Annotated in this window: 21 protein-coding genes; 2 read left to right on the forward strand and 19 right to left on the reverse strand. The window is 68.7% G+C overall.

Translation table 11 applies throughout. The annotated features are described in order from the left end of the window. Nucleotides 1-2 precede the first annotated feature (2 nt). From ACIA58_RS02225 to ACIA58_RS02295, 15 genes are all read right to left on the reverse strand, one after another. On the reverse strand, nucleotides 3-1,526 hold the full coding sequence (locus tag ACIA58_RS02225; protein WP_396401759.1) for an NADH-quinone oxidoreductase subunit M: 1,524 nt from the start codon (nucleotides 1,524-1,526) through the stop codon (nucleotides 3-5). Next, nucleotides 1,523-3,391, reverse strand: a complete 1,869-nt coding sequence (nuoL, locus tag ACIA58_RS02230; RefSeq protein WP_396401760.1) for an NADH-quinone oxidoreductase subunit L — start codon at nucleotides 3,389-3,391, stop codon at nucleotides 1,523-1,525. The genes ACIA58_RS02225 and nuoL overlap by 4 nt, the downstream gene beginning before the upstream one ends. A gap of 11 nt (nucleotides 3,392-3,402) precedes the next feature. Continuing rightward, nucleotides 3,403-3,702 carry an NADH-quinone oxidoreductase subunit NuoK gene (gene nuoK, locus ACIA58_RS02235; RefSeq protein WP_396401761.1) on the reverse strand — a complete coding sequence of 100 codons (300 nt, stop codon included), beginning with the start codon at nucleotides 3,700-3,702 and terminating at the stop codon, nucleotides 3,403-3,405. Next, on the reverse strand, nucleotides 3,699-4,535 hold the full coding sequence (locus ACIA58_RS02240) for an NADH-quinone oxidoreductase subunit J (protein WP_396401762.1): 837 nt from the start codon (nucleotides 4,533-4,535) through the stop codon (nucleotides 3,699-3,701). The genes nuoK and ACIA58_RS02240 overlap by 4 nt, the downstream gene beginning before the upstream one ends. Then, nucleotides 4,532-5,080 carry an NADH-quinone oxidoreductase subunit NuoI gene (gene nuoI, locus ACIA58_RS02245; protein ID WP_396401763.1) on the reverse strand — a complete coding sequence of 183 codons (549 nt, stop codon included), beginning with the start codon at nucleotides 5,078-5,080 and terminating at the stop codon, nucleotides 4,532-4,534. Before nuoI ends, ACIA58_RS02240 begins: the two co-directional genes overlap by 4 nt. Beyond that, a complete protein-coding gene (gene nuoH, locus ACIA58_RS02250) occupies nucleotides 5,073-6,395 on the reverse strand; it encodes an NADH-quinone oxidoreductase subunit NuoH (RefSeq protein WP_396401764.1) in 1,323 nt (440 codons plus the stop codon). The genes nuoI and nuoH overlap by 8 nt, the downstream gene beginning before the upstream one ends. Next, complete coding sequence (locus ACIA58_RS02255) at nucleotides 6,392-8,830, reverse strand: NADH-quinone oxidoreductase subunit G (RefSeq protein WP_396401765.1); 2,439 nt, start codon at nucleotides 8,828-8,830, stop codon at nucleotides 6,392-6,394. Before ACIA58_RS02255 ends, nuoH begins: the two co-directional genes overlap by 4 nt. Then, nucleotides 8,827-10,137, reverse strand: coding sequence for an NADH-quinone oxidoreductase subunit NuoF (gene nuoF / locus ACIA58_RS02260; protein WP_396401766.1), 1,311 nt, complete (start codon nucleotides 10,135-10,137; stop codon nucleotides 8,827-8,829). Before nuoF ends, ACIA58_RS02255 begins: the two co-directional genes overlap by 4 nt. Nucleotides 10,138-10,139: 2 nt before the next feature. Next, a complete protein-coding gene (gene nuoE, locus ACIA58_RS02265) occupies nucleotides 10,140-10,868 on the reverse strand; it encodes an NADH-quinone oxidoreductase subunit NuoE (protein WP_396401767.1) in 729 nt (242 codons plus the stop codon). Next, on the reverse strand, nucleotides 10,869-12,206 hold the full coding sequence (locus tag ACIA58_RS02270; RefSeq protein ID WP_396401769.1) for an NADH-quinone oxidoreductase subunit D: 1,338 nt from the start codon (nucleotides 12,204-12,206) through the stop codon (nucleotides 10,869-10,871). It abuts the gene before it with no gap. Next, nucleotides 12,206-12,913 carry an NADH-quinone oxidoreductase subunit C gene (locus tag ACIA58_RS02275; protein ID WP_396401770.1) on the reverse strand — a complete coding sequence of 236 codons (708 nt, stop codon included), beginning with the start codon at nucleotides 12,911-12,913 and terminating at the stop codon, nucleotides 12,206-12,208. Before ACIA58_RS02275 ends, ACIA58_RS02270 begins: the two co-directional genes overlap by 1 nt. Continuing rightward, complete coding sequence (locus ACIA58_RS02280) at nucleotides 12,910-13,464, reverse strand: NADH-quinone oxidoreductase subunit B family protein (protein WP_130441831.1); 555 nt, start codon at nucleotides 13,462-13,464, stop codon at nucleotides 12,910-12,912. Before ACIA58_RS02280 ends, ACIA58_RS02275 begins: the two co-directional genes overlap by 4 nt. A 1-nt stretch (nucleotide 13,465) precedes the next feature. Continuing rightward, nucleotides 13,466-13,825 (reverse strand): NADH-quinone oxidoreductase subunit A, encoded by a 360-nt coding sequence (locus ACIA58_RS02285; protein WP_355482202.1) that lies wholly within the window; start codon nucleotides 13,823-13,825, stop codon nucleotides 13,466-13,468. A 107-nt stretch (nucleotides 13,826-13,932) separates the two neighbouring features. Beyond that, nucleotides 13,933-15,246: a geranylgeranyl reductase family protein gene (locus ACIA58_RS02290; RefSeq protein ID WP_396401771.1), complete on the reverse strand. Its 1,314-nt coding sequence runs from the start codon at nucleotides 15,244-15,246 to the stop codon at nucleotides 13,933-13,935. A 154-nt stretch (nucleotides 15,247-15,400) separates the two neighbouring features. After that, nucleotides 15,401-16,120, reverse strand: a complete 720-nt coding sequence (locus tag ACIA58_RS02295) for a demethylmenaquinone methyltransferase (RefSeq protein WP_396401772.1) — start codon at nucleotides 16,118-16,120, stop codon at nucleotides 15,401-15,403. Nucleotides 16,121-16,249: 129 nt separating this feature from the next. On the opposite strand from ACIA58_RS02295, the gene ACIA58_RS02300 reads away from it, so the two are divergent. After that, on the forward strand, nucleotides 16,250-17,512 hold the full coding sequence (locus ACIA58_RS02300; RefSeq protein WP_396401773.1) for an isochorismate synthase MenF: 1,263 nt from the start codon (nucleotides 16,250-16,252) through the stop codon (nucleotides 17,510-17,512). 1 nt (nucleotide 17,513) lies between these two features. Further along, nucleotides 17,514-18,131 carry an MBL fold metallo-hydrolase gene (locus tag ACIA58_RS02305; protein WP_396401774.1) on the forward strand — a complete coding sequence of 206 codons (618 nt, stop codon included), beginning with the start codon at nucleotides 17,514-17,516 and terminating at the stop codon, nucleotides 18,129-18,131. On the opposite strand, the gene ACIA58_RS02310 is transcribed toward ACIA58_RS02305, so the two are convergent. The 4 genes from ACIA58_RS02310 to ACIA58_RS02325 are packed head-to-tail and all read right to left on the reverse strand — an operon-like array spanning nucleotide 18,089 to nucleotide 22,954. After that, entirely contained in the window at nucleotides 18,089-19,228 is a 1,140-nt protein-coding gene (locus ACIA58_RS02310) for a hypothetical protein (RefSeq protein WP_396401775.1), read from the reverse strand. The genes ACIA58_RS02305 and ACIA58_RS02310 overlap by 43 nt on opposite strands. Next, a complete protein-coding gene (locus ACIA58_RS02315; RefSeq protein WP_396401776.1) occupies nucleotides 19,225-21,474 on the reverse strand; it encodes a xanthine dehydrogenase family protein molybdopterin-binding subunit in 2,250 nt (749 codons plus the stop codon). Before ACIA58_RS02315 ends, ACIA58_RS02310 begins: the two co-directional genes overlap by 4 nt. Continuing rightward, on the reverse strand, nucleotides 21,471-22,463 hold the full coding sequence (locus ACIA58_RS02320) for an FAD binding domain-containing protein (protein WP_396401777.1): 993 nt from the start codon (nucleotides 22,461-22,463) through the stop codon (nucleotides 21,471-21,473). The genes ACIA58_RS02315 and ACIA58_RS02320 overlap by 4 nt, the downstream gene beginning before the upstream one ends. Next, nucleotides 22,460-22,954 carry a (2Fe-2S)-binding protein gene (locus ACIA58_RS02325; protein ID WP_396401778.1) on the reverse strand — a complete coding sequence of 165 codons (495 nt, stop codon included), beginning with the start codon at nucleotides 22,952-22,954 and terminating at the stop codon, nucleotides 22,460-22,462. Before ACIA58_RS02325 ends, ACIA58_RS02320 begins: the two co-directional genes overlap by 4 nt. Nucleotides 22,955-23,032 lie beyond the last annotated feature (78 nt).

Raw genomic sequence — 23,032 nt, forward strand, 5'->3', positions numbered from 1 at the left:
GCTCACTTCTGTCCCTCCGTCACGGGGATCTGCGGTGCCTTGTCGGTCACGCCGACCCGCTGCATGGTCGATTCGACCGCGGGCTTGATGATGTCGACCACCGGCTTCGGGAAGATGCCCAGGCCGATGATCAGGATGACCAGCGGCGCGATCGCGAGCACCTCACGCTTGTTCAGGTCCTTCAGCTTCTCGATCCCGTCGCGGACGGGGCCGGTCATCGTACGTTGGTACATCAGCAGGATGTACAGCGCGGCCAGCACGATTCCGAGTACGGCGATCACCGCGATCGCCTTGTGCCGGCTGAACGTCCCGGCCAGCACCATGAACTCGGAGATGAACGGCGACAGACCGGGCAGCGCGAGGCTGGACAGGCCGGCGAACAAGAAGGTGCCGGCCAGTACCGGCGCCACCTTCTCCACCCCGCCGTAGTCCGCGATCCGCGCCGATCCGCGCCGGGAGATCAGATACCCGGCGACCAGGAACAGCGCCGCCGTGGAGAGACCGTGGTTGAACATGTACAGCGTCGACCCGGTCAGGCCCTGCGAGGTCAGCGCGAAGATGCCCATCACGATGAAGCCGAAGTGCGAGATCGAGGTGTACGCGATCAGCCGCTTGATGTCGGTCTGCCCGATCGCCAGCAAGGCGCCGTACAGCACCGAGATCAGCGCCAGCACCAGGACGACCGGGGTGGCCCACTGGGACGCGTTCGGGAACAGGCCCAGGCAGAACCGGATCATCCCGAACGTGCCGATCTTGTCCAGGATGCCGACCAGCAGCACCGAGGTGCCCGGCGTCGCCTCACCGGCCGCGTCCGGCAGCCAGGTGTGGAACGGGACCATCGGCGCCTTCACCGCGAAGGCGAAGAAGAAGCCGAGGAAGAGCCAGCGCTCGGTGTTCTGGCTGATGTCCAGCTTCATCATGTCGGTCAGCAGGTACGACGGCGCGCCGTGCTTGGCGGAGACGACGTACAGGCCGACGACCGAGGCCAGCATCAGCAGACCGCCGAGCAGCGAGTACAGCAGGAACTTCACCGCGGCGTACGAACGCTGCGGGCCGCCGAAGCCGCCGATCAGGAAGTACATCGGGATCAGCGTCGCCTCGAACAGCACGTAGAAGAGGAACACGTCGGTGGCGGCGAACACGCCGATCGACAGGGCCTCCAGGCCGAGGATCCAGGCGAAGAAGGACTTCTCCGACCAGCGGCCGTCCTGCGCGTCGTTCCACGAAGCGATGATCACGATCGGCGACAGCAGCGCGGTCAGCACGACCAGGACGACACCGACGCCGTCGAGGCCGAGCGCGTAGTGCGCGCCGAAGGCCTTGATCCAGGTGTGCGTCTCGGCGTAGTCCTCGGCGCCGTTGCGGTGGTAGCCGATCGCGACGATCGCGGTCAGCACCAGCGTGACGAGCGAGAACCCGAGCGCGACCTGCTTGGCCAGCAGGCCGTTCGCCTTGGGCACCAGCATCGTCGCGACGGCCCCGACGAACGGCAGGAGCAGTAACAGGGTCAGCCAACCGATGTTCACGACAACCTCACCGCGAGGAGGGCGACGACCACGAATGCGGCGCCGAAGACCATGCTGAGTGCGTACGAACGGACGAAGCCCGTCTGGAACCGACGGAGCCGGCCGGACAGTCCGCCGAAGAGTGCGGCCAGCCCGTTGACCAGGCCGTCGACGCCCCGGTTGTCGAGCCAGACCAGCGTCCGGGTCAGGTACTGCCCCGGGCGCATGAAGAGGGCCTCGTTCAGCGCGTCGCCGTACAGGTCACGCCGCGCGAACGTGGTGATCGGCGATCCGGCCGGCGCCTCCCGCGGGATGTCCCGGCGGTACATCAGCACCGAGATCGCGATGCCGACGGCAACGACCGCGAGCGTGATGATCGTCATCACGGTGGCGTTCAGCCGGGCGTGCTCCTCCTCGTGGCCGACGATCGGCGTCAGCCAGTCGACGATCCAGTGGCCGGCGAAGTACAGCGCGCCGCCACCGAGGGAGAGCGCCGCCAGGATGATCAGCGGCCACGTCATCACCTTCGGCGACTCGTGCGGGTGCACGTCCTCGGCCCAGCGCTTCTTGCCGAAGAACGTCATCATCATCACCCGGGTCATGTAGAACGCTGTGATGCCGGCGCCGAGCAGCGCGCACAGACCGATCACGAGGTTGTCCGCGAACGCGGCCTCGATGATCTTGTCCTTGCTGAAGAAGCCGGCGAACGGCGGGACGCCGAGGATCGCCAGGTAGCCGAAGCCGAACGTCACGAAGGTGACCTTCATCGCCGACCGCAGGGCTCCGTAGTGCCGCATGTTCACGTCGTCGTTCATGCCGTGCATGACGGAACCGGCGCCGAGGAACATGTTGGCCTTGAAGAAGCCGTGGGTCAGCAGGTGGAAGATCGCGAACACGTACCCCACCGGGCCGAGGCCCGCGGCGAGCATCATGTAGCCGATCTGGCTCATCGTCGAACCGGCCAGCGCCTTCTTGATGTCGTCCTTGGCGCAACCGATGATCGCACCGGCGAGCGCGGTGACCGTGCCGACGATCACCACCGCGGTGGAGGCGGCGTCGGACTGCTCGAAGATCGCGTGCGAGCGGACCACCAGGTAGACGCCGGCGGTGACCATGGTCGCCGCGTGGATCAGCGCCGACACCGGGGTCGGGCCCTCCATCGCGTCCAGCAGCCAGGACTGCAGCGGCACCTGCGCGGACTTGCCGCAGGCGGCCAGCAGCAGCATCAGGCCGAGCAGCGTGGCCCAGGTCTTCGACAGGTGCTCGGCGCCGGAGTTCACGGTGGTGAAGGCCGAGGAGCCGAACAGCGCCCACATGCTCATCACCGCGAGCGACAGGCCGATGTCACCGACCCGGTTCACCACGAACGCCTTCTTCGCGGCGACCGCGGCCGAGTTCTTGTGCTGCCAGAAGCCGATCAGCAGGTACGACGCCAGGCCGACGCCCTCCCAGCCGACGAACACCAGCAGGTAGTCGGCCGCGAGCACCAGCAGCAGCATCGCCGCGATGAACAGGTTCAGGTAGCCGAAGAACCGGCGCCGCCGTACGTCGTGCTCCATGTAGCCGATCGAGTAGATGTGGATCAGCGAACCCACACCCGTGATCAGCAGCACGAACAGGATCGACAGCGGGTCGATCAGCAGCGTGAAGTCGACCTTGATGTGGCCGACCGAGAACCACTCGAACAGCCGGACCGTCTCGGACCGCTCACCCTCGGCCTTGCCGCGCATCTGGACGAACAGCACGACGCCGAAGGCGAAGGAGATCAGCGGGGCCAGCGTGCCCAGCAGGTGACCCCATGCGTTGGTGGCCTTGCCACCGAGCAGCAGGATCGCCGCGGACACCGCCGGTACCGCGACCAGCAGCCACGTCAGCTCATGACTCATCGGTGCTTACCTCAGTACTTGAGCAGGTTGGCGTCGTCGACCGAGGCCGAGCGACGGGTGCGGAAGATGGCCATGATGATCGCCAGCCCGATCACGACCTCGGCCGCGGCCACCACCATCACGAAGAAGGCGGCGATCTGGCCGTCGAGGTTGCCGTGCTGGCGGGCGAAGGTGACGAACGCGAGGTTGGTCGCGTTCAGCATCAGCTCGACGCACATGAAGACGACGATCGCGTTCCGGCGGACCAGCACGCCGAGCGCGCCGATACTGAACAGGATCGCCGCGAGCACGATGTACGGCTCGGTGCTCATTTCTTGTCCTCCTGCCCAAATCCGGTCGTGTCGGTGCTCTCCGCTTCGCGCGGGTAAGCCTCACCCAGGTCGAGCGCGCGCACCTCTTCGACGTCGGCGCGCTCCTCGGCTTCGGGGAACACGGTGCCACGAGCCTGGAGCACGCGCGAAACCGAGGTCGGTGCGATCGACCCGTCCGGCAGCAGCGCCGGGGTGTCGACGGCGTTGTGCCGGGCCAGCACACCGGGAGTCGGCAGCGGCCCCGGGTGGATGCCCTGCTCGGAGTACTTGCGGATCCGCTCCTCGGCATGGTCGCGCTGGGTGCGCTTCTTGGTCAGCCGCTCGCGGTGGGCCAGCATCATGGCGCCCATCGCAGCGGTGATCAGCAGCGCCGAGGTGACCTCGAACGCCCAGACGTACTTGCCGAACAGCAGCGCGGCGATGCCCTTCGGGTTGCCGTCCGGCTGCGCGTCGGCGAGGCCGGTCGGGTGCCCGAACGTCGCATTGCCGACGGCCGCGACCAGCAGGACACCGAAGGCGATGAAGGCGATCGAGGCCAGCAGCCGCTGACCGCGGATCGTCTCCACCAGCGAGTCGGACGCGTCGACGCCGACCAGCATCAGCACGAACAGGAACAGCATCAGGATCGCGCCGGTGTAGACGATGATCTGTACGGCGAACAGGAACGGCGCGTCCTGCGCGGCGTACTGCACGGCGAGGCAGATCATCACGGTCGCCAGCAGCAGCGCCGAGTGCACCGCCTTGCGCACGAGCACCATGCCGATCGCGGCCAGGATCATCACCGGGGCCAGCAGCCAGAACGCGACCTGCGGGCCGGTAACCAAGCCGATCACTTGGCGTCACTCCCCTCGGCCGGTACGGCGGCACCGGTCAGACCGAGGTAGTAGTCCTTCTCGGTCGTGCCGAGCTGCATGTCGTGCGGCGGCTCCTGCATGCCCGGCAGCAGCGGCGCCAGCAGGTCCTTCTTCTCGTAGATGAGGGACTCGCGGCTGGTGTCGGCCAGCTCGTACTCGTTGGTCATCGTGAGCGCCCGGGTCGGGCAGGCCTCGATGCACAGACCGCAGAGGATGCAGCGCAGGTAGTTGATCTGGTAGACGCGCCCGTACCGCTCACCCGGCGACATCCGGCCGCCCTCGGTGTTGTCGGCGCCTTCGACGTAGATCGCGTCCGCGGGGCAGGCCCACGCACACAGCTCACAGCCGATGCACTTCTCCAGCCCGTCCGGCCAGCGGTTCAGCTGGTGCCGGCCGTGGAACCGTGGTGCGGTCGGCTTCTTCTCGAACGGGTACTGCTCGGTGAACACCTTCCGGAACATCGTCCGGAAGGTGACGCCGAACCCGGCTACCGGGTCCCAGAGGGACTCTTTGACACTAGCCACGGCTGCCTTCCTTGCTTCGGCTGTCGGTCTCGCTTCGGCTCGCGGTGTTCACGAGCGGTGGTGGCACAGGGAAGCCGCCGGCGAAGGCGTCGAACTCCTTGCCGTCGGCGACCTCGGGCTTGTCTTCCTTGGGCTTCTGCGGGACGAACATGCTGATGACCGCGATCACCAGCACCACGGCGGCCGCGACCAGCAGCGTCGTACGGCTGAAGTTGGTCTCCCGGCCGACCGCGCGCACGGTGGCGACCAGCAGGATCCAGGCCAGCGAGATCGGGATCAGGATCTTCCAGCCGAGCTTCATGAACTGGTCGTAGCGCAGTCGCGGCAGCGTTCCGCGCAGCCAGATGTAGAAGAAGATGAAGCCCATCAGCTTGCCCATGAACCACAGCACCGGCCAGAAGCCGGAGTTCGCGCCGTCCCAGAGCGAGATCGGCCACGGCGCCCGCCAGCCGCCCAGGAACAGCGTGGTGGCCAGCGCGGACACGGTCGCCATGTTGATGTACTCCGCCAGGAAGAACATCGCGTACTTGATCGAGGAGTACTCGGTCAGGAAGCCGGCCACCAGCTCGCCCTCGGCCTCCGGCAGGTCGAACGGGGCCCGGTTCGTCTCGCCGACCATCGAGATCACGTAGATCACGAACGACGGGAACAACAGGAACGCGTACCACCCAGGCAGCGGGATCGAGGTCCCGAACCAGTGCACGGTCTGGTGCGACTGCGCCGCCACGATCTCCGAGGTGGACAGCGAGCCGGCGAACAGGAACACCGTCACCAGCGCCAGGCCCATCGCGACCTCGTACGAGATCATCTGCGCACTGGACCGCAGGCCGCCGAGCAGCGAGTACGTCGAGTTCGACGACCAGCCGCCGAGCACGATGCCGTAGATGCCGATCGAGGCGATCGCCATGATGTACAGCACCGAGACCGGCAGGTCGGTCAGCTGCAGCCGGGTGTAGGTGTCGGTGCCGGGGATCTTCACCGTCGGCCCGAACGGGATCACCGCGAAGGTGAGGAAGGCCGGTACGGCGACGATCGCCGGCGCCAGCACGAAGACGAACCTGTCGACGCCCTTGGGCATCAGGTCTTCCTTCAGCATCAGCTTCACGCCGTCGGCCAGCGACTGCAGCAGACCGAACGGTCCGTGCACGTTCGGGCCGATCCGGTGCTGCATGCGCGCCACCACCCGGCGTTCCCACCAGATGTTGAACAGCGTCAGCACAACCAGGAAGACGAAGATGAAGAGGACCTTGATCAGGATCACCCACCAGGGGTCGTGACCGACCCCCGCATCCGGCACGGCGAGCGGGATGTTCATGAGTTCCCTCCGGCGATCGTCACGATCGAGCCATGGTCGGCGTGCAGCGACCGGCGGACGTGGGAGTCGGCCGAGTTGGCCGGCAGCCAGACCACGTTGTCGGTCATCGGGGTGATCACCACCGGCAGCCGGATGGACCCGGCGTCGGTGCTGACCACCAGCTCGTCCCCGTCGGCGACGCCGACCCGGTGCGCGGTGGTGAGCGAGATGCGGGCGACCGGCGTCCGCGCGGTCGCGGTCAGGTGCGGCTCACCGTCGCAGGCGCGGCTGTCGTCGATCAGCATCCGCCAGGTCGCGAGCCGGGTGGAGTCGAACGCACCGAGCGCCGGAGCGGCGCCGTACGTCGGCTCCTGGGCGCGGTCGCCGTCCCAGCGGCCGAGCTCGTCGAACTCGCGCTTCGCGCCGTCCGGCGTGCTGAACCCGATCGAGCGGCCCATCTCCTGCGCCAGCGCGGCCAGCGCCCGGACGTCGGGCATCGCGGTCGGCACCTTGAGCACGACCGGGAACGACCGCTCGCGGCCCTCCCAGTTCACGAAGGTGCCGGACTTCTCCACCGGCGGTACGACCGGGAAGACGACGTCGGCGTACTCGGTCACCTGGCTGTTGCGGACCTCGAAGCTGACCACGAACGGCGCCGCCTCAAGCGCGGCCAGCGCCGCGGCCGGGTCGGGCAGGTCGTCGATCTCGACACCCGCGACCACCAGCGCCTGCAGGGATCCGGCGTTCGCGATGATCTCGGTGAGGTCCTTGCCGGTCTCGCCCGGCAGGTTCTCCACCCCCCAGGCAGCCTGCAGGTCGACCCGCGCCTGCGGGTCGTTCACCAGCCGGCCGCCGGGCAGCAGGCCCGGCAGGCAGCCGGCCTCGAGCGCACTCCGGTCACCCGCGCGACGCGGGATCCAGGCCAGCTGCGCACCCGTGTCGAGCGCCAGCCGCAGCGCCGCCGAGTACCCACCCGGGACGCTCGCCAGCCGCTCGCCGACGACGATGATCGAGTCCGCGCCGAGAGCGGCCCGGGCAGCTGCCCCGGCCTCACCGGCGTTGCCGAGGTCCGCGAGGACGGCGGCCTCCGTGCCCGGCGACGCCGGTACGACGACGCCGTCGAGCTTCTCGATACCGCGCGAGGGGTACGCCGCGACCGTGAAGACCTTGGTCCCGTGCGTCCTGACGCCCTTGCGGACCCGCAGGAAGACGGCCGGGGCCTCCTCCTCGGGCTCGAACCCGACGAACAGGACGGAGCCGGCGCTCTCCAGATCGGCGAACGTCGTACCCAGGCCGGTGCCGGCCACCGCGGCGGCGAGGAAGTCCGCCTCCTCGGCCGAGTGCGGCCGGGCCCGGAAGTCGATGTCGTTGCTGCCGAGGGCGACCCGCGCGAACTTCGAGTACGCGTAGGAGTCCTCGAGGGTGAGCCGGCCACCGGTCAGCACGGCCGCATTGCCGCGGGCCGCGTTCAGCTTCCCGGCCGCGAAGGTCAGCGCCTCCGGCCAGGACGCCGGCCGGAGCTCGCCGTCCTCGCGGATCATCGGGTGGGTCAGCCGGTCGCCGGTGGTCGCGTACTGGAACGCGAACCGGTCCTTGTCGGAGATCCACTCCTCGTTGACCTGCGGGTCGTCGCCGGAAAGCCGGCGCATCACCTTGCCGCGCCGGTAGTCGACCCGGATCGCCGCACCGGACGAGTCGTGCTCGGCCACCGACGGCACCGACACCAGGTCGAACGGCCGCGAGCGGAACCGGTACGCCGCACTGGTGAGCGCGCCGACCGGGCAGATCTGGATCGTGTTGCCGGAGAAGTAGCTCTCGAAGGGCTCCTTCTCGTAGATGCCGACCTGCTGCAGCGCGCCGCGCTCGATCAGCGCGATGAACGGGTCACCGGCGATCTGCTCGGAGAAGCGGGTGCAGCGCGCGCAGAGGATGCAGCGCTCGCGGTCCAGCAGCACCTCGGCCGAGATGTTGATCGGCTTCGGGTAGGTCCGCTTGATCCCATGGCTCGTGTGGAACCGGGACTCGCCGCCGCCGTTGGACATCGCCTGGTTCTGCAGGGGGCACTCGCCGCCCTTGTCGCAGACCGGGCAGTCCAGCGGGTGGTTGATCAGCAGGAACTCCATGTTCCCGTGCTGGGCCTTGTCGGCCACCGGCGAGCTCACCTGGGTGCGGATCACCATGCCGTCGGCGACCGTCAGCGTGCAGGACGCCTGCGGCTTCGGCATACCGCGGCCGTTGCCCGCGTCGGTGACCTCGACCAGGCACTGCCGGCAGGCACCGACCGGGTCGAGCAGCGGGTGGTCGCAGAACCGCGGGATCTGGATCCCGATCTGCTCGGCGGCCCGGATCGCCAGGCTGTTCTTCGGAACCTTCACCTCGATGTCGTCGATGGTGACGGTGACCAGGTCGGTCCGCTCCACCTCCGACCCGGCCGGCGGGTTCGCTTGGATCGTCATGCGCTAGCTCCAGCGGTCGCGAAGACAGTGCTTGCCATCGGGTCGAACGGGCAGCCGCCGTTCTCGAAGTGCGCCAGGTACTCGTCCTTGAAGTGCTGGATCGAGCTGCTGATCGGCGCGGTCGCGCCGTCGGCGAGTGCACAGAAGGACCGGCCGGTGATGTTCTCGCACAGGTCGAGCAGCGTGACCAGGTCCTCCTCGGTGCCGTTGCCGTGCTCCAGGCGCTCGAGGATCTGCACCAGCCACCAGGTGCCCTCGCGGCACGGCGTGCACTTGCCGCAGGACTCGTGCTTGTAGAACTCGGTCCAGCGCAGCACCGAGCGGACCACGCAGGTGGTGTCGTCGAAGATCTGCAGGGCCTTGGTGCCCAGCATCGACCCGACCGAGCCGACGCCCTCGTAGTCCAGCGGCACGTCGAGGTGCTCCGCCGTCAGCAGCGGCGTGGACGAACCGCCCGGCGTCCAGAACTTCAGCGTGTGTCCCGCCCGGACACCGCCGGCCAGGTCGATCAGCTCCCGCAGCGTGATGCCCATCGGCGCCTCGTACTGCCCCGGGCGGGTGACGTGCCCGGACAGCGAGTACAGCGTCATGCCCTTGGACTTCTCGGTGCCCATCGAGGAGAACCAGTCCGCGCCGTTCTTCAGGATGGCGGGAACCGATGCGATCGACTCGACGTTGTTGATAACAGTGGGGCAGCCGTACAGACCCGCGACAGCGGGGAAGGGGGGACGCAGCCGGGGTTGACCGCGACGTCCTTCCAGCGAGTCCAGCAGCGCCGTCTCCTCGCCGCAGATGTAGGCGCCGGCGCCGGCGTGGACGACCACGTCCAGGTCGTAGCCGCTGCCGAGGATGTTCTGGCCGATGAAGCCCGCGTCCTTGGCCTCCTGCACGGCCTGCTGCAGCCGGCGGACCACGTGCAGCACTTCTCCGCGCACGTAGATGAACGCGACGCTCGCGCGGATCGCGTAGGACGCGATGACGACGCCCTCGACCAGCGTGTGCGGCGAGGCCATCATCAGCGGGATGTCCTTGCAGGTGCCCGGCTCGGACTCGTCCGCGTTCACCACGAGGTACTTCGGCTTCGGGTTGTCCTGCGGGATGAACGACCACTTCATCCCGGTCGGGAAGCCCGCGCCGCCACGACCGCGCAGACCGGAGTCCTTGACGGCGGCAACGACGTCGGCCGGCTGCATGCCGAACGCCGTACGGAGGGCGTCGTACCCGCCGGAGCGCTGGTACGACGCCAACTGCCAGGACCTGATCTGGTCCCAGTTGTCGGACAGCACCGGGGTCAGCGTGTCAGCCATGGTCAGTCCTCCTTCCGGGTGTCGGCGTTCGAGGTGGCGCCGGGCGCGGTCCAGTTGCGCTCGCGGGCCAGGCGGAGGCCGGCCAGCGTCGCCTTGCCGCCGGTCGGTCCCTCGTCGGCGCGGCCGTCGGAGAAGCCGGCCAGCACCCGCTCGGTCTCACGCCAGGTGCAGATCGTCGCGCCCCGGGGCGACTTGACCTCGGCGCCCTCGCGCAGGTCGTCGACCAGCTGGGTCGCCGACTCCGGCGTCATGTCGTCGAAGAACTCCCAGTTCACCATCATCACCGGTGCGTAGTCGCAGGCGGCGTTGCACTCGAGGTGCTCGAGGGTGATCTTGCCGTCCTCGGTGGTCTCGTCGTTGCCGACGTCGAGGTGCTGCTTCAACCGGTCGAAGATCGCGTCACCGCCCATCACCGCGCACAGCGTGTTGGTGCAGACGCCGACGTGGTAGTCGCCGACCGGACGGCGCTTGTACATCGTGTAGAAGGTGGCCACCGCCGACACCTCGGCGCCGGTCAGCCCCAGCAGCTCGGCGCAGATCTCGATGCCCTCCGGGGTGACCCGGCCCTCGACCGACTGCACCAGGTGCAGCATCGGCAGCAGCGCCGACTGGGCCTGCGGGTACCGCGCCATCAGCTCGCGCATCTCCGCGACGGTGGCGTCGGTGATCTTCGAGTCACCGGTGCTGTAGGGCACCGGCTTGTCGGTAGCAGTCGTGTGGTTCTCGGCCATTTAGCGGTCCACTCCACCCATCACCGGGTCAAGGCTGGCGACAGCGACGATCACGTCGGCGACCTGGCCGCCCTCGCACATGATCGGCATCGCCTGCAGGTTTGCGAAGGACGGGTCACGGAAGTGCACCCGGTACGGCTTGGTGCCGCCGTCGGAGACGACGTGCGCGCCGAGCTCACCGCGCGGCGACTCGATCGCCACGTACGCCTGGCCGGCCGGGACCCGGAAGCCCTCGGTGACCAGCTTGAAGTGGTGGATCAGCGCTTCCATCGACTCGCCCATGATGTGCTTGATGTGGTCGAGCGAGTTGCCCATCCCGTCGGCGCCGACGGCCAGCTGGCTCGGCCAGCCGATCTTCTTGTCGGCCACCATCACCGGCTGGCCTTCCATCTTCTCCAGCCGGTCGGCGCACTGCTCGACGATCTTCAGCGACTCGTGCATCTCCTGCAGCCGGACGCGGAACCGTCCGTACGAGTCCGAGGTGTCCCAGGTCGGTACGTCGAAGTCGTAGGTCTCGTAACCGCAGTACGGCTGGGACTTGCGCAGGTCGAGCGCGTAGCCGGTCGAGCGCACCGGCGGGCCGGAGATCCCGAGCGCCATGCAGCCGGCCAGATCGAGGTAGCCGACGTTCTGCAGCCGGGCCTTGAAGATCGGGTTGGCGTTGCAGAGCTCGGCGTACTCCGGCAGGTGCTTGTTCATCCAGGTGATGTACTCGCGGATGTTGTCCAGCGCGCCCGGCGGCAGGTCCTGCGCGACGCCGCCCGGCCGGATGAACGCGTGGTTCATCCGCAGGCCGGTGATCAGCTCGAACAGGTCCAGGGTCTTCTCACGCTCGCGGAAGCCGATCGTCATCACGGTCAGCGCGCCGATCTCCATACCGCCGGTGGCGATGCAGACCAGGTGGCTGCTGATCCGGTTGAGCTCCATCAGGAGCACCCGCATCACGTTGGCCTTGTCCGGGATCTCGTCCTCGATCCCGAGCAGCTTCTCGACCGCGAGGCAGTAGGCCGCCTCGTTGTAGAACGGCGACAGGTAGTCCATCCGGGTGACGAACGTGACGCCCTGCACCCAGGAGCGGAACTCCATGTTCTTCTCGATGCCGGTGTGCAGGTAGCCGATGCCGCACCGGGCCTCGGTCACCGACTCGCCCTCGAGCTCGAGGATCAGCCGGAGCACGCCGTGCGTGGACGGGTGCTGCGGGCCCATGTTGACGACGACGTGCTCTTCCGGCTCGTCGCCGAGACCGGATACCACCGAGTCCCAGTCCTGGCCGGTGACGGTGAAGACCTTGCCCTCGGTGGTGTCCCGGGTGGTCGCGTACGGGTCTGTAGTGGTCATCAGTTGTAAGACCTCCGCGTGTCGGGCGGTGGGATGACAGCGCCCTTGTACTCGACGTCGATGCCGCCGAGCGGGTAGTCCTTGCGCTGCGGGTGGCCCGGCCAGTCGTCGGGCATCTGGATCCGGGTCAGCGCCGGGTGTCCGTCGAAGACGATGCCGAAGAAGTCCCAGGTCTCCCGCTCGTGCCAGTCGTTGGCCGGGTAGACCGAGACGATCGACGGGATGTGCGGGTCGCCGTCGGGCGCCGACACCTCCAGCCGGATCCGGCGGTTGTGGGTGATCGACAGGAAGTGGTAGACGGCGTGCAGTTCGCGGCCGGTCTCCTCGGGGTAGTGCACCCCGCTGACACCGGAGCAGAACTCGAACCGCAGCGCCTCGTCGTCGCGCAGGTGCCGGCAGACCTCGACCAGGTTCTCCCGCTTGATGTGCAGGGTCAGCTCGCCGCGGTCGACCACGACCTTCTCGATCGCGCCCTCGCCGACCAGGCCCTCGAGCCGGTCGGTGGCGCCGTCGAACCACGAGCCGTACGGCTTCGGCGTACTGCCCGGCAGCGCGATCTGGCGCTTGAGCCGGCCGAAGCCGGAGGTGTCACCGGTACCGCGGACACCGAACATGCCCTCGCGCTGCTCGATCACCTCGGCCTGCGGCGTCTGCGCGTCACTGGCGGCCGACGTCGCCGGCAAGTTCTCGGGTTGCGTATCGCTCACCGGAGCAGGCCCTTCATCTCGATCGTCGGCGCGGCGACCAGGGCCGCGGCCTCCTGCTCGGTCTGCAGCGCCTTCTTGTGCGCGCCGAGCTTCATGTGCTGGATCTGGTCGTGGATCTTCAGGAACGCGTCCAGCAGCATCTCCGGCCGCGGCGGGCAGCCGGGCAGGTACATGTCGACCGGTACGACGTGGTCCACGCCCTGGACGACCGCGTAGTTGTTGAACATGCCGCCCGACGAGGCGCACACGCCCATCGCCAGCACCCACTTCGGGCCGGGCATCTGGTCGTAGATCTGGCGCAGCACCGGGGCCATCTTCTGGCTCACCCGGCCGGCCACGATCATCAGGTCGGCCTGCCGCGGCGACGCCCGGAAGACCTCCATGCCGAACCGGGCCGCGTCGTAGCGCGGTGCCCCGGTGGTCATCATCTCGATCGCGCAGCACGCCAGCCCGAAGGTTGCCGGCCACAACGACGCCTTGCGCATGTAGCCGAGCAGTCCTTCGACGGTGCTCAGCAGGACGCCGGCCGGAAGCTGTTCTTCTAGACCCATGTCAGTCCCACTCCAGTCCGCCGCGGCGCCATACGTAGGCGTACGCGACGAAGACGGTGACGATGAAGATGACCATCTCGACCAACCCGAACAGGGCCATCTGGTCGAAGGCGACCGCCCAGGGGTAGAGGAAGATGATCTCGATGTCGAACACGATGAACAGCATCGCGGTGATGTAGTACTTCACCGGGAAGCGTCCACCGCCGACCGGCTGCGGGGTCGGCTCGATGCCGCACTCGTAGGAGTCCAGCTTGGCCCGGTTGTAGCGCTTCGGGCCGACCAGCGCGCTCACGGTGATACTGCCTGCGACGAAGAGCGCCGCGAGCACACCAAGAGCGAGAATCGGTGTGTAGGGGTGCATCGCTGGGTGCTCCCTCCTTCAGCCGGTTGGTTCTGTCTATCGGGTCAGCCCGGTTACCAGGACTGTGTTATCAGTACCGCTGTGGCTCACTTCACTCGCCCCGCCGGTCACGCCGCCGGTGCGAGCCTGGTAAGTCCGTTGATGATCTTGTCCATCACGTCCCCGTCACGCGGGTCGGTGAGGTTCGCGAGCAACTTCAAGGTGAACTTCATCAAGGTGGTGCGCGGCAGACCGTACTTCGTGCACAGCCGCATCACCTCCGGATTTCCGATCAGCTTCACGAAGATCCGGCCGAGCGTGTAGTAACCGCCGTACTCCTGCTTCAGCGCCTTCGGGTACGCCGTCAGCGCGCGCTCGCGCTGGTTCGGCTGCCGGCGCAGGGCCTGGGCGGCGACCTCGGCGGCGAACGCCCCGGACTCCATCGCGTACGGGATACCCTCGCCGTTGAACGGGTTGACCATGCCGCCGGCGTCGCCGAGCAGCATCAGGCCGCGGGTGTAGTGCGGCTGGCGGTTGAAGCCCATCGGCAGGGCCGCGCCGCGGATCGGGATGGTCTGGAACTCGTCGCGGAACTGCCACTCCTCCGGCGTGTTCTTCAGCCACGCCTTCAGCAGGTCGGCGTAGTCGACCTTGCCGAACGCGTCGGAGGTGTTCAGGATGCCGAGGCCGACGTTGACGGTGCCGTCGCCCATCCCGAAGATCCAGCCGTAGCCGGGAAGCAGCACCCGGCCACCGGGCTGCTTCGGGTCGTCGGCCCACAGCTCCAGCCACGACTCCAGGTAGTCGTCGTGGGTGCGCGGGCTGGTGAAGTACGTCCGGACGGCGACGCCCATCGGGCGGTCGTCGCGCTTGTGGATGCCCATCGCGATGCTCAGCCGGGACGAGTTGCCGTCGGCCGCCATCACCAGCGGCGCCCGGAACTCCAGGTCTGCGCCGGCCCGGCGGCCGTTGTCGTCGACCGGCTTCGCGGTGACGCCGACGATGAAGCCCTTGTCGTCCAGGATCGGGGCGCCGACGTTGGTCCGCTCGCGCAGCCGCGCCCCGGCCTTCACGGCCTGCCGGGCGAGCATGTCGTCGAAGTCCATCCGGTTGCGGGTCAGGCCGTAGTTCGGGTGGCTGGCCAGATCCGGCCAGTCGAGCTGCAGCTGGTGCCCGGCGCCCTGGATCCGCAGACCGTAGTTGCGGATCCAGCCGGCCTCTTCGGAGATGTCGATGCCCATGTTGATGATCTGCTTGGTGCCGCGCGGGGTGAGCCCGTCGCCGCAGACCTTCTCCCGCGGGAACGCGGTCTTCTCCAGCAGCAGCACGTCGAGACCGGCGTTCGCCAGGTGGTACGCCGCCGCTGATCCGGCGGGCCCGGCACCGACGACGATCACATCGGCGGTCTCCACCTGCTGCGCGCTCGGCACGCTCTGGCTCATCTCGATTCCTGGCCTGGCTGAGGGGGGCTGGTGCGCTCGTGAATCGCTTCACGAGCACTCGTCACTTGACAGTCTAGGACTGCCTGACGCGGACACGAAACTCGCCCCAACCCCCTTGCAGGCAAGCAAATTACGCTTAAGTTCCGTTGCGTAATTAAACGGCCGCGCTTTTACCCTGAGTTGGCTTCACTCCGCGATGGATGGCGACCAGGCCGCCGGTCAGGTTGCGCCACTGGACGTGGGTCCAGCCCGCTTCCTGGATCGCGCGGGCCAGCGGCTCCTGCGGGAGCCAGGCGCGGGTGGACTCGGCCAGGTACTCGTACGCCTCGGGGTTGCTCGAGACCACCTTCGCGACGGCCGGTACGGCGCGCATCATGTACTCGAGGTACACCACCCGGAACGGCTTCCAGGTCGGGTGCGACTGCTCGAGGACGACGAGCCGCCCGCCGGGGCGGGTCACCCGGAGCATCTCCTCGAGCGCGACCGTGACGTCGTTCACGTTCCGCAGCGCCCAGGAGATCGTCACCACGTCGAAGGTGTCGTCGGTGAACGGGAGCCGGAGCGCGTCGCCGGCGATCAGGTCGAGCTCGGGGTGGCGGCGCTTGCCGACCCGGAGCATGCCGACCGAGAAGTCGCACGACACCACCTCGGCGCCGGCCTCGCGCAGCCTGATGCTCGACGCACCGGTCCCGGCGGCCAGGTCGAGGATCTTCATCCCCTTCCGCGGCGCGATCTCCTTGAAGGTCTCCGGTCGCCAGTAGTGCTTCTCCAGACCCATCGTCGCGACCGCGTTGGTCCGGTCGTACCCCTCGGCCACGTTGTCGAACATGGCCGCCACGGCATGCGGTTCCTTACTCAGATCAGCGCGGGTCACCTGTCTAGTTCATCACGGGTGACGCGGTCCGCCGACGGGCAGGCATACGCTTGCATCTCGTGAGTACATCTCTTGGGAGCCGTCCGGCCGCCGCAACCCGGGGCCGCAGCACGTGCGAGGAGTGGTCCCGTGAGTTTGTCTGAGCCGGTTCGCAACCAGGCTCCGCGCCTGGTGATCCGCAGCCAGGTCGTCGACGAGGTGTCGGCGCAGCTGCTGGACCACCTGCCGGCCGAGGGGGGACTCGCCTGGGTCCGGCGTGGCGACGGCCAGGTCGGCTGGGGTGCCGCCGCCCGTCTCGACGTTGCCGGTAGCAACCGCTTTCAGGATGCGGTGCGCTGGTGGCAGGAGCTGACCGCCGCGGCGGTGGTCCGCGACGACGTCGGCGTACCGGGCTCGGGGCTGATCTGCTTCGGATCGTTCGGCTTCACCGACCAGGACCCGAGCGCGCTGGTGGTGCCCGAGGTCATCGTCGGCCGCCGCGCCGGGACGACCTGGGTGACCACGGTGTCGCCGGCCAGTTCCCTGGCCGCACCTCCCGATCTGGTCAAGCACGAGCCGTCCCCGGTGTACGACGTCACGTTCGCCGACGGCGCGCGGACCGGGACCGCCTGGTCGAGCATCGTGGCCGATGCGGTCCGCCGGATCACCGCGGGCGAGCTCGACAAGGTGGTGCTCGCGCGCGACCTGATCGCGATCGCCGCGCAGCCGATCGACCTGCGGTGGCCGCTGCACCGGCTCGCGACGTCGTACCCGAACTGCTGGACGTTCTCCGTCGACGGCCTGATCGGCGCCACTCCCGAGCTGCTGGTACGCCGGGAGAAGGGCCTGATCACGTCGCGCGTCCTGGCCGGGACGATCCGCCGTACCGGGGACGACGCGCACGACCTGGCGCTGGCCGCGTCGCTGGCGCGGTCGTCGAAGGACCTCGAGGAGCACGAGTACGCCGTACGGTCCGTCGCCGAGGCGCTCGAGCCGCACTGCAAGTCGATGAACGTGCCGGAGACCCCCTTCGTGCTGCACCTGCCGAACGTGATGCACCTGGCCACCGACGTGGCCGGCGTCGCGAACAACGGCGCGTCCGCCCTCGGCCTGGCCGCCGCTCTGCACCCGTCCGCGGCGATCTGCGGTACGCCGACGCCGGTCGCGCGTGACCTGATCGGCGAGATCGAGGGCATGCACCGCGGCCGGTTCAGCGGACCGGTCGGGTGGATGGACGCCGCGGGCGACGGCGAATGGTGCATCGCCCTGCGCTGCGGCCAGGCCGACCCGGACAACCCCCGCCGGATGCGCCTGTTCGCCGGAGCCGGCATCGTCGCGGGTTCCAACCCCGACGCCGAACTGGCCGAGACGAACGCCAAGCTGGTACCGATGAGAGACGCGCTAGGAGATTGAGTTGAAGCTCACCAAGTTCGCACACGCTTGTGTCCGGTTGGAGCGGGACGGGAAGGTTCTGCTGATCGATCCGGGATCGTTCAGTGAGGATGCGGCGTTCGAGCGGGCCGACGCCATCCTCGTCACGCATGAGCATCAGGACCACCTGGACGTCGACCGGGTCGCGGCGCTCGACGTACCCGTCTACACGAACGCCGGCGTCGCCGCGCAGCTGACTGCGTTGGGCGAGCGGGTGCACGTGGTCGAGGGTGGGCAGTCGTTCGAGGCCGCGGGCTTCTCGGTCAGTGCCTACGGCAAGGACCACGCGGTGATCCTGCCCGAGTGGGGTGTGCCGTGCGAGAACATCGGCTTCCTGGTCGACGACGCCGTGTACCACCCGGGCGACTCGTTCACCCAGCCCGACCGCGCCGTACACACCAACCTGGTGCCGATCTCCGGCCCCTGGTTCGCGCTCCCGCCGGCCGTCGACTACGCCCGGTCGATCAAGTCCCAGCAGACCGTCGGCATCCACGACGCCCTGCTCAGCCCGATCGGCCAGAGCATGTTCTCCCGCTTCCTCGACACCGACGACCGCCCCTACGTCGGCCTGGCCCCGGGCGAGTCCACCGAGATCAACTGAAAGGGCCAGCGGCGCCCGATCGCCACGTGCAGGATGGTGGAGACCGCGAGGGCGTTGAGGGTTGCGTGGCCGACCCAGTCGTCCGCGGCGCTGTGCGTCAGATGCATCGCGCCGGCGGTCGCCTGCAAGGCCACCGCTAGTACGGCCGTCAGCGTGAGCGTGACCACCAACAGGGCCGTGCGGTTGCTGAGCCAGCCCTCGAACAGCATGCCGAACAACAGGCCGGCGGCGATGAAGCAGCCACTGAGTTCGGCGATGCGCGAAGGAGCCAGCTCCAGCAGTTCACGCAGTACGAGGTAGCTGACGATCCCGCCGCCGATCACCGTCACGTGGGCGATCGTGAGGCGGACCGCCCGACTCGCGACAGTCGCGAACGGCCACCCGCGCCAGACGACGTAACAGAGCACCTGCCAGGCGCCGATCAGGACCAGCACCGCGCCGAGTACGGCGCCTGGCACCGGCCCGTCCCGCGCAATCACATCCGAACCAGCCGGCGACTCCACCCGTACGACGGTCAGGTAGCCGGCGATCGCGACGGCCCAGGAGATCCCGAGCGCGATCGGACCGCCGACCAGCGGCGGGAGGCGCCGCAGCGGCCACCCCTCACCGACAAGCGTGATCTCGAGCATGAGGACGAACGCCAGGCCGGCCAGTGGCATGGTCGCGGGAAACGTCGGTACGTGGCCCGGACCGGGTGAGGCGTCGAAGAGAGCCACGGGATCCAGACGACCGGCCAGGGTCTGACCGACCGCGGTCAGGACGATCGCGCCCGCAACGATCAGCGCGGTGTCGGCCCAGCCGGCCCAGCTACTGCGCAGCCGGGTGCCCGGCCAGTCCTCCCACCAGAAGGCGATCATCACGACGAGCGGCAGGGAGAAGGTGACGAGCGGTCCGAGGACGCGCGCCGAACCGTTGCCTCCAGCACCTATTGCCAGCAGCACGGCGATCGGGACGACGAGCAGCAGGCCGAGCAGCCCGAGTGCGGGCTGCTGGGACGACCGCGAGCCCATGCTGCGTGGTTGCGAGATCGGCGGTCGTTCCGGCAACCAGGATTGGCCGGTGGGCAGCGCGGAGCCCGCCGGCCCGGTCTCGCTCATTGCCCGCCGGCTGCCGGATCCATCACGAGCTCCGGCGCCATCGGCAGACTGCGGACCCGTCGGCCGGTCGCATGGAAGACCGCGTTCGCGATGGCGGCCGCCACACCGACCTGACCGATCTCGCCCACACCCTTGGCACCGAGCGGGCCGACCAGTTCGTCGTTCACATCGACGAAGTCCACGTGCACGTCTGGGGCGTCGGCGTTGACCGGGACGAGGTACTCCGCCAGGTTCGTCTCGGCCCAGCGGCCGTACCGAGGATCCATGTGGTTGCCCTCGAGGAGCGCCTGACTCATCCCCCACAACATGCCGCCCATCAGCTGGCTGTGGGCCAGCAGCGGGTTGAGCACTCGCCCGGGCGCGAACGCGCCGTTCAGCCGGCGTACGCGGACCAGGCCGAGCTCGGGATCGACAGCGACCTCGGCGAACTGCGCGCCGAACGTGAGCAGCCCGTGCGGCGTGTCCAAGGGTGGCGGCCTCCACGTCCCGAGCGCCTCGGCGTCGGACAGGTGATTGCGCGACAGCAGCTCGCGGTACGTGTCGACCGCCCCCGGACGTTCGGCCGACGTCAGGTGTCCGTCCGCCACATTCACAGAACCCGGTCCGGCTCCGTGCAGGGCCGACTTCTCATCGCCGACGGCCAAGGCGATCAGCTGCTCGCGTAGCGCCGTACCGGCCGCGTGGACCGCGGAGCTGACCATGCCGGCACCGGCCGAGCCGACGGCCGCCGTACTGTTCGGCAGGTCGCTGTCGCCGGCCTGGAACTCCATGTCGCGCAGCGCGACGCCGAGTGCGTCGGCACCGACCTGGGTGGCCATCGTGAGTACGCCGGTGCCGAACTCCTGCGTCGAGGTCTGCACGATCGCGCTGCCGTCGGCGAAGATCCGGGCCCGTGCCCGTTGCGGCGGCATGAAGAACGCGATCGGGTACGCCGCCGACGCCACCCCGGTGCCGATCAGCCACTCGCCGTCGTGGGACGTCCGTGGAGCGGGGTTCCGTTCGGACCACCCGAACCGCTCGGCGCCGAGGCGGAGACACTCCACCAGGCCGTCGCTGGACCAGGGATTGCCGAACGGGTCGACCGGCGTGTGACTGCGCAGCCGCAGCTCGACGGGGTCGATCTCCAGCTGGTAGGCGAGCTCGTCCATCGCCGTCTCAAGAGTGAACACGCCGAGCGACTCACCCGGGCCGCGGGTGAACGTGGGCGTCATCGTGTTGCCCTTGATCAGCCGGTGGATGCCGAGGTAGTTCGGGCAGCCGTAGAGCTGCGACGAGACACCGGTGGCCGGCTCGGCCCAGTCGTCGAACGGCGAAGTGATCGACAGCTTCTCGTGCCGGATCGCGGTCAGCCGCCCGTCCCGCGCGGCACCGAGCGTGATCCGCTGCTCCTGCTCCTCGCGATGCCCGTTGGACGTGAACATCTGCGGCCGGGTGAGCATCAGCTTCACCGGCCGGCCGAGGTGCCGGGCGGCCATCGCAGTCAGCGTCACGTTCGGCCACACCATCGCCTTGGCACCGAACCCACCGCCCACGAACCGGGTGATGACCCGGACGCGGGCGATCGGCAGACCGAGTAGAAGGGCCACGGTCTGCTGGGTGGCGCGGATCCCCTGGGTCGACTCGTACAGCGTCAGGTTGCCGCCGTCCCAGGTCGCCACCGTCGAGGGTGCCTCGATCGGATTGTGGTGGTTGGCCGCCATCTTGTACGCGACCTCGATCCGCACGTCCGCGGCGGCCAGGCCGGCCTCGACATCGCCGCGCTCGCTGCGCGCCGGCATCAGGCCGCCGAAGAGCCGCTGCGCTTCGTACGCCTGATCGCGGCCTTCGTCGATCGTGGTGACCGCCTTCGCCGGTTGGTACGAGATCCGCACCAACGACGCCGCGTGGTGCGCCTGTTCGTACTCCTCCGCGATCACCAGCGCGACCGGCTGTCCGGCGTACCGGACGATGTCGTCCTGCATCGGGAAGAAGCTCTCGCCCGGAGCCGGGCCGCCGACCAGGGACGGCAACAGATGGGGCTCGGCCGCGATCTTCGGCAGATCTTCCGGGGTGAGTACGGCGAGCACGCCCTCAGCGGCCCGCGCCGCCCCGGCGTCGACCGCCGTCACCCGCCCGCTGGCGATGGTGGCTCCGACGACGGCCAGGTAGGTCATCCCGGGCAGACTGATCTCGGCGGAGTACTTCGCCGCGCCGGTGACCTTGGCCGGGCCGTCCACGCGCGTGACCGGCGTACCGACGGCACTCATGACTGGCTCCTGTTCAAGCTGTGGACGAGGCCCCGCACCATCGCCCGCTGGGCCAGCTCGACCTTGAACGCGTTGTGCTCCCGTACGTCGGCTTCGGCCAGCTCGGCCGCGGCGGCGTGCCGGAACGACGTCTCGTTCGCCGGACTTCCGACGAGTGCGGCCTCGGCCCGGCGCGCCCGCCAGGGCTTGGTACCGATACCGCCCATGGCGATCCGCACGCCCGTGACCAGGTTGCCCTCGACCTCGATCGCGGCGGCGACCGATACCAGGGCGAACTCGTACGACTGCCGGTCGCGGAACTTGAGATAGATCGAGCCGCGGGCGATCGGCGCGCCGGGTACGTCGATCCCGACGATCAGCTCGCCCGGGGCGATCGGATGCTCGAGGTGCGGTGTGTCGCCCGGGAGCAGGAAGAAGTCGTCGAACGGGATCTCGCGCTCACCGGCCGGCCCGACCGTGCGGATGACGGCGTCGAACGCCACCAGCGCCACGGCGACGTCGGACGGATGCGTGGCGATGCAGTGCTCGCTGGTGCCGAGGATCGCGTGGCCGCGGTTCAGCCCGTCGAGCGCCGCGCAGCCGGACCCCGGCTCGCGCTTGTTGCAGGGCGAGACGCCGTCGCGCAGGTAGGCACAGCGGGTGCGCTGGCGGAGGTTGCCTCCCATCGACGCCATGTTGCGCAGTTGCTCCGAGGCGCCCAGCAGCAAGGCCCGGGAGATCGCCGGGTATCGCTCGACGACACTCGGCGTACGCGCGACATCGCTCATGCGCGCCAAGGCGCCGATGTGCAGGCCGCCATCCGGCTGGTCCTCGACACCGCGCAGCGGCAGCTCGTTGATGTCGACGAGATGCTCGGATCCGGAGATGCCGGCCCGGATCAGGTCCACCTCGGTGGTCCCGCCCGCGAGGAATGCGCTCGCCGGATTCGCTGTCGCCAGCGCGATCGCGTCCTGCACATCCGCGGCCCGGCTGTAGGTCAGGGGCCTCATGACCGTCCTCCCGCTGCGTCGCGGACGTGCCGGATGGCTGCCCGGATGTTCGGATAGGCCGCACACCGGCAGATGTTGCCGCTCATGAACTCGCCGATGTCCTCGTCGGTGCCGGCATTGCCCTCTTCGATCAGCTTGACCGCGGACATGATCTGGCCGGACGTGCAGTAACCGCACTGGAACGCGTCGTACTCGATGAACGCTCGCTGCATCGGATGCAACTGGTCGCCGTCGGCCAGCCCTTCGATCGTGACGATCTCGTGCCCCGATGCGGCGGCCGCCAGCGTCAGGCAGGCGAGCACCCGGCGGCCGTCGATCCACACCGTGCACGACCCGCACGTCCCCTGGTCGCATCCCTTCTTGCTACCGGTCAGATCGAGATGCTCACGCAACGCGTCGAGCAGACTGACGCGCGGCTCGAGTACGACGACGTGCTGCCGGCCGTTGATCTGGAGCGGTACCTCGGTCGCTGCTGCTTCGACAGTGGTCATGGCGCGACGTACCTCCGCTGCTGGTTGGTCGTCCGAAAGCCTTCCGCGTCGTCTCGCCCTTCGTATCCGGGAGTCCCG

Source organism: Kribbella sp. NPDC051586 (genome assembly GCF_044453965.1).
In the GTDB taxonomy this organism is placed as follows: domain Bacteria; phylum Actinomycetota; class Actinomycetes; order Propionibacteriales; family Kribbellaceae; genus Kribbella.